Here is a 10,544-nt window from a genome sequence, read left to right as displayed (position 1 = left end):
ATATCTGACAGAGGAGAACGCAGCTACCCGGCGTTTGGGCCGAAGAAAATGAAAGAAATAGGATTTACAGACCACTAGAACCGTTTGGTCCATGCATGGCAGTACGGCTGTGAACCCTTGCGTACGTAGTAATCCTGATGATACTCCTCGGCAGGGTAGAAGATTGCCGCCGGTCTGAGCGTGGTGGCAATTTTCAGTCCTTTTGCTTCGAGGATCTCGATCAGGCGGACTACGGTATCGAACTCGCTTCTACTACGGTAGAAAACCGCTGAAAGGTACTGGTTGCCGATATCCGGTCCTTGTCCGTTGGTTTGCGTCGGATCGTGGATTTCGAAAAAGAACTTTGCCAGCTCCTCATAGCTGACTTCCAGTGGATTGTAATACACCTTTACCGCTTCCAAGTGCCCGGTGGTGTGCGTCAAAACATCCTGGTAGATGGGATTTGCCAGGCTTCCTCCTGTGTACCCGCTTACAGCAGAATATACTCCCTTTTTCTGTTCGAAGAGGTGTTCAACCCCCCAGAAACACCCACCGGCGAAAACCGCCTCGGCGACCGGCTTCTCTTGCCGGAAAACCAGGGAGATGGAATTGACGCAGTGACGCGTATTCTTTTCGGTGAATCGTTCACCCAAGAATACATGGCCCAGATGGCCTTGGCAGGTTGCGCAGACAATTTCCGTCCTGCTTCCATCGGAATCGGGATGACGCTCTACGGCGTTGGGGATTTCATCGTCGAATGAAGGCCATCCGCAACCGGAGTGGAACTTGCTCTGTGAGCTGTACAACGGCGAGTTGCACCACCTGCAGTAGTAGGTTCCCTCATCCTCTGTATCGGTATAGATGCCGGTGAAGGCCCGTTCGGTTCCCTTGTCTATTATGACCCGAGACTCCTGGGAGTTGAGTGTATTCTTAAGACTCTGGTCCAGTGGTTGAAACGTGAAACGCTGATGTGTTGTTGCCATGGTTTCCTCGCGTTGCGGCTGTGCTTGAGCTTTTGGTCTGATGAGAACGATGATCACGATTAGGATGAGAATGATGAACAGCAAAATCAGGGAGCGATTCATGCACATCCTCCTTCTGGATTCACCAGAATTTGGGAAGAATCGGGGGGACCGACTTCTGATACGCTTGGTATGCCGGATATTTGCTCTTGGTAATGCTCTCGGTGAACTTGGTCGATCCGATGAACAGCAAGGTCAAAAGGATTGGTCCTGCAAGGGTGTAATGCAAAAGTGAAGTGGAGAACGATACACAGAACAGGTAGATCGAGTACCACACCCCAAGCTCGCCGAAGTAGTTGGGATGGCGGCTGAATCTGAACAAGCCGGAGGTTCTGAAACCACGTTCATAGTCATCTTCATGCTTTTCAAGTCGTGGAAGCAGGTGATGCTTGGCCTGTTGGAAGGTGTATTGCTGCTGGTCTGCAAGGGTCTCGATGCCAAGACAAAGGGCGAACAAGACTATGGATGCGAATGAAAGCGGGGTGAATGCAAGTCGGGCAGGTTCAACAAGCAGCAGCAAAGGGCTGGTGAAAGCGATGAAGAGCAGCTGCTGGTACATGGCGATGAAGAGCAGGTTGAAGATCGTCCAAAGCACAGGATTGTCGATTCTCTGTCTCAGGATCGCCCAGCGGTAGTCCTCCTCGCCGGTATAGCCGCCGCGGCGTGCGAAGTTGAATGTAAGCCTTGCACCCCAGAGCGTGATGAGAAGTGATGCAGTGATGGAAGGAGCATTCAGACCGGCAGAAAATGCATACACCCAAGCAAGGGCTACCGGGAGGGTGCTCCAAAGCCGGTCGGTCCACGAGTAATCACCGGTGAGCAATGAGAAGAAAAAGCTGACAACGATGGAGCAGGCGGTAATGATTCCAACCTTGAGCAGGGGAGCTGCATTGCCGGCTGTCTGTACAAGCGAGACTGCGATACAGGCAGCGATGATGATGAAAAAGAGTAGGATGCTTGTCTTTGTTGCTTTCATGCACTCACTATAGCAAAGCGGGTGCTTCATCGGCAAGCTAATTGATCAACTCACCCAGCAGATAGGCAAGGTCGCCGCTTTGGATCAGCTTCCATAAGGAGAGGCCGGTTTGCACCAATCCGATCACCAAGAATATGATGTGCAGTGCCTCTATGCCTTGCAGGATGACACATTGGATGACAATCCATGCGCTGAGTGCAAGCCCGAGGGCGAGGCTGCTGATCATGCCGACGATGGAGTATCGCCATACCAGTATGCTGCATATGATATTTCCTAAGCCAATGACCCCGAACAAAAACAGCCCCGGGATGAAATACGAGGTAAAAGGGGAGTTCTCCAAGAGCGTGAGGGGGGCGCCGAGAGGGTTGTAGATGTCTGCGAGACAACCATACCCGCCGGCCAAGGCTCCGATTCCGACAATCAAATGAAGAGTGAAGAGAGTTTTTCGTATCCAATTCATACTCATTGCGCCTTTCTCAAAGCATCCTCGATGGCTTTGAGGATGATGATGCTGCTGTACGTCGCACCGCTGATGGTGTCGACGTCCAGTTTCTGCCCGGTCAAGACAGTGGCTAGAATCGCTTCAGCCGGCTGACCCTGGCCGCTTCTATGCTCCAAGAGCTGGATGTTTGCAATGGTTCCTTCCTTGACGGTTGCTGCAACCTTTGCTTTGACCGGAAACGTTGCATAACTTCCCTCATAGGTTCCATCCTCTATCGAGGAAAGAGGGGGTGTGGCGATCGAAAGGTCTTTGAGTCCTTCCAAATTCTGTTCAACACGCTTGAATAGGGTTTTTCCTACAACGACCAGAATGACCAGGCCGGCGACAATGACCAGTGCTATAAATGCTCCCCTCGGCATATAAAAATTCCCCCGTTGCTAGCTTATACCAAATCTACGTAGCAATGAAGTCATGCATGCCGCCAATTGCAGTAATTTGTACAACAATACTCGAACATATGACTTGGGGAAAAGATGGAACCCAACCTATTTGGAATTACTTTTTCTTGCTATCCAGGTAAGATTAGTGTAGTTGCGCTGTTGCACCGTTCCTCCTTCCAGCAGTCGAAGAGCCAAGTCCATGATGTTTTGCCCGTACGCTTCTGGATTGTAGTGAACACACCCAAGAATTGGGGAATTGCCGATTTTCATCAGTTCTTCAATCTGCTTTGTATAATTGTGTCCCACAATAATCGTGTTATTGCTTTCCCGGTATTGCAGGATCAAGTCGTAGGATGCCAGAAGGTGCCGTAGATTGAATGCGAGGATGAGCATGGGCTCATCCTTGGGGGTCTGTTTGAGCAACCTGACCAATTCCTGAGTTGGATTTACTTCCGGGTGTCCCCATTCAATGGTGTGAATAGTATCCGGCAGTCGGGAAACACTCTTTTGCAGATGCTCCAATGCACTGGATATTCGCAATTTGGTAATGGGTTCATATCCATACTTTCCCAGAACCAGCAGATGGTCTACACTGCTGTTCCAGTGCTCGTTGATGTACAGCGAAGCATGCTCGCCGGCAATCCGTCCTGCGCTTGCGTTGTCCGCCCCAAAGTAGATGCTTCCCGGTGCCATGTAGTCCACTGAAATGAGCCGAATGTCATGGGCGAGACATTTTTCACCAATGTACATCAGTGACTCCATACAAAGGCTGTAATCGATTACCAAATCTATGTTCTCCTGAAGGAGCAAGTTCAGTGCCTGTACAGCGGAGGTGTAATCACCATCACACTCCCGGATAACCAAAGAAACGGATTTGCAGGTTGCTGTTGCCTCCAATAAGCTGTTGTGTACGGCTTGGACAAAGTAATTACGGTCCTTATTGACCAAAAACCCGATACGATGCTGGTGTTTGCGCACATTCCTATACGTATAGCCTGGACCGCAGATAATCAGAGGATCCTGCCGGGAGAAGAGGGTGTTTGCGCGAAAGCTTCCTATGCCGTCATCGATGAGAACCTCTTGGATTTTGCTTATATAGCGCTTGTAAGGAAAAGCAAGTTTGCCTTGGATGTCGAGAAAGTGAGAATCCAAAATCAAATAGATTTTTGCAGCGCATTCGCACACTGCTTCTATCGTAGAGGCGTCTTCATCATCTGAGAGAAAAAAAGTGTTTCCCGCATACGAATTGCAGCAAATGAAAGCCTTGTCGATTATCAGTGAATTGGGAAGACCTTGATGGCTGGAGAGGGAAAACCTCTGTTTTTCCATACTAAAGGCTGAACCAGTGACCTGTATCGGATAGGCATACCTGTTTTTCCTCAGTACCTCAAGAATCATTAGGTTATTCGTCCAAATTGAGAGATTCGTTAATGGAGGCAGGGAAGATGCGATGCATCGCGAGACTTCCCCTCCATCCAGAAAAATAGTGTCTTCAGGCTTGATGTGCATGATCGAATGCTTTGCAAGAATGTTGGCTCGTGGTGAGAACTCAGTAAAATCACTGGATGAACCCTGGTTGATGGAAGGCTCGAAAAGGATGGCGCTTCCATGCTTTCTCAATACTTTGCCTTTGAGTTCCAGAGCGGATAGATCATTTCGTATGGTAAGAACAGAAACCTTGAGTTTGTTTGCAAGAGTGGATATGCGGATTTCCTTATCATCAGTGAGCAACTGGAGAATTCGTTCTTGACGCTGGTTCTTGGAGAGAACCCCCGATGATTCGAGCAAGGCAGCGTTTTGCCGAGTATCGTAAAAACGAATCTTTCCTCGCTCGCGAATCAAGATGCCTGCATTTTGCAAAGGAACAAGTTCCTTGCGGATTGTCTCTCTGCTGAGTTTGAGACGGTCAGCCAAATCGCTGATTGTACAAAACTTTCGCTGTGTAATGATTTTGAGTAGTGCCAATTGCCGTTGATTCATTTCTTCCATGCGGCAATCATAGCATGTCTTTCTTGTGTGCACAATTGAAAATATAACTATATATAAAAGATATATAAAAAAATAAAATTAAATAATATAAAGATATAAAGTTTACAAAATACAAATTATATGCAATTCAATTGCACAAATATTGTTTGACTGCATATTTTTTCAAGCCAATAATGAACATGGACAGACACATAGAAGATTGGAGGAATATTCATGCAAGTCGAGAGAAGAAAGCCCCTTGCTGCAAACATCGGACTCTTGGGTGTAGGACATGCAACCTACTGGCACCAGTTTGATGGGTTATTGCAAATAATGCATGAGAAGCAAGCAAAGCTTCACACAAAGTTGCAGCATTATGAGAAGAATATTATAGATTTCGGCTTAATTGACAACTCCGAGAAGGCTTATGAGGTTGTGAAGGCGATTTATGCAGCCGATCTCGACTTATTGTTTATTGATATGCTTACATATGCAACCAGCGAGACATTCGCTCCCTTGGTAAAGGCATTGCAGATACCGATGGTTCTGGTCGCCCTCCAGCCGCTTACAGCAATGGATTATGCAAAAAGTACTACGTTTATTCAGCTTTGCAATGATGATATCTGCAGTGTTCCAGAATTCTGCTCCGTTGCTGTTCGAATGGGTAAGAAAACTCCTCCGGTAATCATTGGAACTCTCGAGGGAGATGCTGAGGCGGATTTGGAATTGGCTTCTTGGTGCCGGATTGCTCATGTGGTGCACGATCTGAAGCATGCTCGCATTGGTTTGATGGGTCATGTCTTGGAAACAATGTACGACATGCATGTTGATCCTGCGCTTATAACAAAAAGTTTTGGTTGCCATGTGGTTCCTGTCGAACCCGATGATGTCATGAAACAGTACCGTCACGTACATGAAGAGGAACTGCAATTGATGAAAAAAAGGATTCTGTCGTTTTTTGACACTCCCGATCCTCAATCTGATTCCATCACCTTCATGCTTCGAGAAGAGGACTTGCAGCTTGCCGCAAAGACTGCTGTAGCTCTGGAAAAAATGATAGAAGAACGCAACCTGACTGGTCTTGCCTATTACTACGAGGCAGAGGATGGCTCGGAAATGCGCCGTCTAGTGACAAACTTCATTGTTGGAAATTCTTTACTTACGTCTTCCGGTTTTCCTATGTGCGGTGAATATGATTTAAAAACATTGATGGCCATGTTGATTCTAGACCGATTGGAAATCGGGGGAAGTTTTGCTGAGTTGCATCCGATGGATTTTGCACGGAATTCAATTTTGGTTGGTCATGATGGACCTCATCACATAAATATAGCGGATTGCAAGCCGGTACTGCGTTCTCTGAGTAAATACCATGGAAAACCGGGCAGTGGTGCAGGAGTTGAGTTTAAGATCCAGGAGGGGCCGATTACCATGCTTGCCATCACAGTATCCAAGAAAGGTGATTTGAAGTTCGTGGTCGCCGAAGGACAATCTGTAGATGGACAGATTCCGGCAACTGGAAATACCAATACCCATGCTCACTTCAAGCCTGATCTAAAAACATTCTTGCGAAGATGGATGGCGGAGGGGCCGACTCATCACTTTGCGTTGGGTACCGGCCATCACAGTATAGAAATAGCAAAAATTGCAGCTGTTTTTGACATAGAGTGCGTAGTAATTTCTCAAGAAAAGGAGATCAGATGTGAGACAAGTAAAACGAATACTTGAACGGATAATGGGATTGGAACTTCTCATAGGAGGCCTTCTGATCATCACGATGGTAGGCATAATGGTGCTCGAAGTCATTATGCGATATATATTCAACAACTCCATTATTTGGGTTCAGGAATTTGTCATCATGATTTTCATATGGATTGTCATGCTTGGTGGAAGTGCAGCCTCTATGACAAAAACGCATGTGACAATTACCACGTTCAGTCACCGATTACCCGAAACAGGGAAACATATTCTCCAAGTGTTCGTTTCATTGATAATACTTGCCGTAATGGTCTATCTCTTGCAAACCTTGCCGGCCTCCATCGCCATACAGAATAAAACCAGTACATCCTCCATGCCGCTGAATATCGGTAAAGGCCATTTCTACTCGACTCCTCTCTTGATTGCGGTAATCCTGATGAGTGTGACCGAGCTTTACTACCTTTTCTATGAGGTGAAAATGCTGCTGGGTAGCGAATATCCCGAGGATTATATGTTGAAGGCGTATCGATTTACAAAGAAATCGGTAGAAGGGGGCAAAGCATGAGTTTCCTTTGGATGGTAGCATTGATTTTTGTGGCAATTTTTCTCGAGGTCCCTGTTGCCTTTTCCTTCATAGCCGGAACAGTAGCCTATTTGATCATGGGTCAAACATTTCCCATCACGGTGGTTGCAGGCAGGCTTGGTCCCGGTCTCGACAGCTTTCCGCTTTTGGCTTTGCCTTTGTTTATATTTGCAGGGAATCTTTTGGGCGGATCCGGGATTGCCAAGCGAATTTTCAGCTTTGCCAATAGTTCGGTCGGACATATTCCTGGTGGACTCGGTCATGTGAACGTTCTTTCCAGTATTGTTTTTGCAGGGATGAGCGGTGTTGCAATGGCCGATGCAGCCGGTCTTGGCAAAATCGAGATGGAAGAGATGGAACGGCATGGTTATCCCTTGGCTTTCAGTGCGGCTACTACGGCTGCTTCGGCTACCATAGGTCCGATCATTCCTCCTAGCGGCCAGATGGTAATTATTGCTGTATTGGCAAATATTGCATTGGATAAGCTGTTCCTGGCAGGCTTCATTCCCGGGTTGATGCTCGGCGGTTTCTTGATGATTACCATCTACATCATGGTGAAATCGGGGCATGTGAAGGTGGCTGTGCTCCCCAAGGAGCCCCTTCCGGTCCGATTCTCCAATTTCCTGAAAGCAGTTCCAGCTTTGGCTATTCCAGTGTTTCTGATTGTTGGCTTGATTACCGGGATAGCCACACCAACCGAACTGGGAGCCCTTACGTGCCTGTTTGCTGTCATACTGGGATTTGTCTATAAGGATTTGACATGGACTTCCTTTTTTGACTGTGCTTTGGAATCCGCAAAAACTACTGGAATTCTCGGTATGCTGCTGTTGGTTGCCAGCCCCTTCACCTGGTTGATGGGTGTCGGCAATGTAGGTCTGCAGTTGCAAGCCTTCATGCTCGATGTAACGACAAATCCGATTGTATTCCTGCTGATAGCCAATGTCGTGTTGCTTGTCGCCGGAATGCTCATGGAGACTACGGTTGTGGTTCTCATAGCGGCCCCGATTCTGTTCCCCATTGCAGCAAGTTATGGAATTGACTCCATCCATTTTGCGATGGTGATGCTGATCAATCTCCTGATGGGGACGCTGACCCCGCCGTTCGGTTCCCTGTTGTTTGTAATGATGAACCAGACAAAACTCACCCTGGCCCAGATGTTCAAGGCCGTTGCTCCTTTCTATTTCCCATATTTGGCTTTCTTGGTGCTTATCACGTTGGTTCCGTCGATAACTACCTTTGTACCGCGATTGTTCGGGGCTTGACCCCGTGGTGATACTCGATTACGAAAAAGGAGATACGTATGAAAAGAATGCTGGTAATGTTACTTGTCGTAACACTTGTGGTGGCAGGATTGTTTGCTGCAGGAGCAAATGAGCAAAACGCTCAGCAGGAGAAGACCATCACCCTGGCAACAGGGGATGCAATTGGCACGCTGAGAAATCGGGCAGGGGAGTATTTCAAGGCAGAATTGGAGAAACGCCCCGAATTGAATCTGAAGGTCAACCACGTCCAAGGTGCCGTCTTGGGAACCGCCAATCAGATTCTTGATCAGGTGGTTGAAGGCTCGGTACACTTGTTCGGCAATGATATTGCCTGGATTGTTCCCTACGATGCAGACTTTCAGCCGATCAGTTTCGGATTTATGTTCCGCGATGTAGATCATATGAACGCCTACTTTAAAAGCCGGACGTTTCTTGATCTCGCTGACAAGGTGGCTGCGAGCAGCGGACTCCGAATTATTGCACCGGTTCCGATGGCCTCACGCATGTTTTTCTCAGTCAAGCCGTTGAACACTGCAGCAGATTTCAAAGGCCTGAAGATACGGGCACCAGGTCTCGAAATGTTCGTTAAGTCATATGAGGCATATGGTGCAAGCCCGACGACCGTTGCCTGGAACGAGATATTCCTGGCACTCAAAACCAAGCTTGTTGAGGCTGCCCATGGTCCGGTGGCTGACGTTATCGCCAACAAGTGGCACCTTGCCTCTCCGTACATCACCCGTACTGAAGACATGTATGCGGCAAATGCCTGGTATGTGAATGAAGCCTTTTGGGATGGTTTGAGTGCAGATCAGCGTAAGGGAATCGAAGAGGCTCTGGATTCCACCAATGAGTGGTCGTTCAATGAGTCAAAGTTATCAGAACAAAGTTTGATTGATCAGATGGTGGCCGAGGGCGCCGTATACAACGCCTCATTCGCAGATCGCGACAAGTTGAGGGTGCAGGCCATTGAAGCAGTAAAGAAACTGGAGGCTTCAGGCAAATGGTCTTTGGGCTTGGTAGATGAAATTCAAGCTATCAAATAGCGAGAAGAAACGACACAACGCTTTTGCCGCAGGACAGGTGCTGTTCTGCGGCATTTCTTATCATGTTCCGAACGTAATGATTTGAGAAGATACCTGCCTATCGGGCTCGATGATCCGATACCCAAACGGCTTGTCATCCCTCTCCAGCGTTTCTGAATATTTCTTGATCTGGTAAAAAATCGAAGGTGTTATGTACTGGTGGATGCAGCCGTCGCTGCGCTCATCGGTTGTGTGGTAGTGGCCACAAAACAGATGTACTTCCTTGTTTGCCGCCTGCAAGGCCGTCCTGACTTCCTCACGATTCTTCAGAGCGTACGTGCATTCCCTATAGCAGTCATCGCAATCGAGGACCGGATGATGGAGGAAAATCAGGAGGGCCAGCGTGCTCTCATGGATTTCCTAGACCAACCAGTTCAGCTGCTTATCGTCCAGAAACGCTTCGCTGGTGTCACAGACGAGCAGGGTTGCCTGCTCACAGTAGTAGAGACTCCATGCATGTTCTCTTAAGCCAACTCCATGGCTGAGGGATTGTCATGGTTGCCAAGCACAAGATGCATCTCAAATCCATACTCTTTGATGGTGTCGAAGAACCACACACACTCGTCGTTCTCTGCTATATCGCCGGTTACCGCTATCTGCGTGATGTTCCTCAGACGGATATCCTCCAAGATGGTGATGCGATTTTTCTTGATATCCACACCAAATTTTTGAGCTAAACGATGTCCAAGATTTGAACCAGTGTCATGGCAGCCTTGCTTTCCTGTCAGGGATTTCAATTTTGGAATGAGATTCGTCAAATGTTAAAGAGGGATTGCTTGAACGGTCAAGGTCGGTCAACGTAGGAACTGCAGGCTCAAAGCAATCAAGAGTTGACCGATATAGTAGAGTGATAGGTTCACAATCCTCAGTTTTTGCTGGTGTCTGGGGCCAAAGGTATTGAGATCGCTTACGAAAAAAGAGAGGGCACCGATGAAAAACAAGACACTGCAGCTTGAAGGGGAGGCAAGCAGGACCCCCGCTGCAATACCGCCCGGGATCAGGCCGATGATGATGCGGTTCGCAAAGAGGGTGTCGTCGGATGCAAGGGATCTGGAAAATATGCCGAGGAGGATGAAACAAAAAGAAGCAAAACCT

The 10,544-nt window shown here is 47.8% G+C and carries 12 protein-coding genes; 5 read left to right on the top strand and 7 right to left on the bottom strand.

What is annotated here, in order from left to right:
* Positions 1–74: 74 nt before the first annotated feature.
* The 5 genes from B3F49_RS03875 to B3F49_RS03855 all read right to left on the bottom strand — a co-directional run bounded on the left by B3F49_RS03875 (position 75) and on the right by B3F49_RS03855 (position 4,848).
* Complete coding sequence (locus B3F49_RS03875) at positions 75–1,064, bottom strand: bifunctional methionine sulfoxide reductase B/A protein (protein ID WP_293909094.1); 990 nt, start codon at positions 1,062–1,064, stop codon at positions 75–77.
* A 19-nt stretch (positions 1,065–1,083) separates the two neighbouring features.
* Positions 1,084–1,977: a DUF1295 domain-containing protein gene (locus B3F49_RS03870; RefSeq protein ID WP_293892073.1), complete on the bottom strand. Its 894-nt coding sequence runs from the start codon at positions 1,975–1,977 to the stop codon at positions 1,084–1,086.
* A 37-nt stretch (positions 1,978–2,014) separates the two neighbouring features.
* Entirely contained in the window at positions 2,015–2,437 is a 423-nt protein-coding gene (locus tag B3F49_RS03865; protein ID WP_293909092.1) for a hypothetical protein, read from the bottom strand.
* A 2-nt stretch (positions 2,438–2,439) separates the two neighbouring features.
* Positions 2,440–2,838, bottom strand: coding sequence for an FMN-binding protein (locus B3F49_RS03860; RefSeq protein ID WP_293892067.1), 399 nt, complete (start codon positions 2,836–2,838; stop codon positions 2,440–2,442).
* A 126-nt stretch (positions 2,839–2,964) separates the two neighbouring features.
* Complete coding sequence (locus B3F49_RS03855; protein WP_293909090.1) at positions 2,965–4,848, bottom strand: DeoR family transcriptional regulator; 1,884 nt, start codon at positions 4,846–4,848, stop codon at positions 2,965–2,967.
* 213 nt (positions 4,849–5,061) lie between these two features.
* On the opposite strand from B3F49_RS03855, the gene B3F49_RS03850 reads away from it, so the two are divergent.
* The 5 genes from B3F49_RS03850 (at position 5,062) to B3F49_RS03830 (ending at position 9,917) form a co-directional block, all read left to right on the top strand.
* The gene (locus B3F49_RS03850; protein WP_293892061.1) at positions 5,062–6,552 is read left to right on the top strand and encodes an L-fucose/L-arabinose isomerase family protein; all 1,491 of its coding nucleotides are present in this window, start codon (positions 5,062–5,064) and stop codon (positions 6,550–6,552) included.
* On the top strand, positions 6,527–7,087 hold the full coding sequence (locus B3F49_RS03845; RefSeq protein WP_293909088.1) for a TRAP transporter small permease: 561 nt from the start codon (positions 6,527–6,529) through the stop codon (positions 7,085–7,087). Before B3F49_RS03850 ends, B3F49_RS03845 begins: the two co-directional genes overlap by 26 nt.
* A complete protein-coding gene (locus B3F49_RS03840) occupies positions 7,084–8,367 on the top strand; it encodes a TRAP transporter large permease (RefSeq protein ID WP_293909086.1) in 1,284 nt (427 codons plus the stop codon). The genes B3F49_RS03845 and B3F49_RS03840 overlap by 4 nt, the downstream gene beginning before the upstream one ends.
* A gap of 38 nt (positions 8,368–8,405) precedes the next feature.
* On the top strand, positions 8,406–9,410 hold the full coding sequence (locus B3F49_RS03835) for a TRAP transporter substrate-binding protein (RefSeq protein WP_293909084.1): 1,005 nt from the start codon (positions 8,406–8,408) through the stop codon (positions 9,408–9,410).
* A gap of 198 nt (positions 9,411–9,608) precedes the next feature.
* Positions 9,609–9,917, top strand: a complete 309-nt coding sequence (locus B3F49_RS03830) for a hypothetical protein (RefSeq protein ID WP_293909082.1) — start codon at positions 9,609–9,611, stop codon at positions 9,915–9,917.
* Here the strand turns inward: B3F49_RS03830 and B3F49_RS03825 are convergent.
* Positions 9,914–10,108, bottom strand: coding sequence for a metallophosphoesterase family protein (locus B3F49_RS03825; protein ID WP_293909080.1), 195 nt, complete (start codon positions 10,106–10,108; stop codon positions 9,914–9,916). The two genes, B3F49_RS03830 and B3F49_RS03825, sit on opposite strands and share 4 nt — an antisense overlap.
* A 135-nt stretch (positions 10,109–10,243) precedes the next feature.
* The coding region (locus tag B3F49_RS03820) for a lysoplasmalogenase family protein (RefSeq protein ID WP_293909078.1) at positions 10,244–10,544 on the bottom strand (301 nt) is incomplete at its 5' end.

This window comes from Sphaerochaeta sp. UBA5836, assembly GCF_002432845.1.
Classification (GTDB): domain Bacteria; phylum Spirochaetota; class Spirochaetia; order Sphaerochaetales; family Sphaerochaetaceae; genus Sphaerochaeta.
This window is presented reverse-complemented; position numbering and strand designations above follow the sequence as displayed.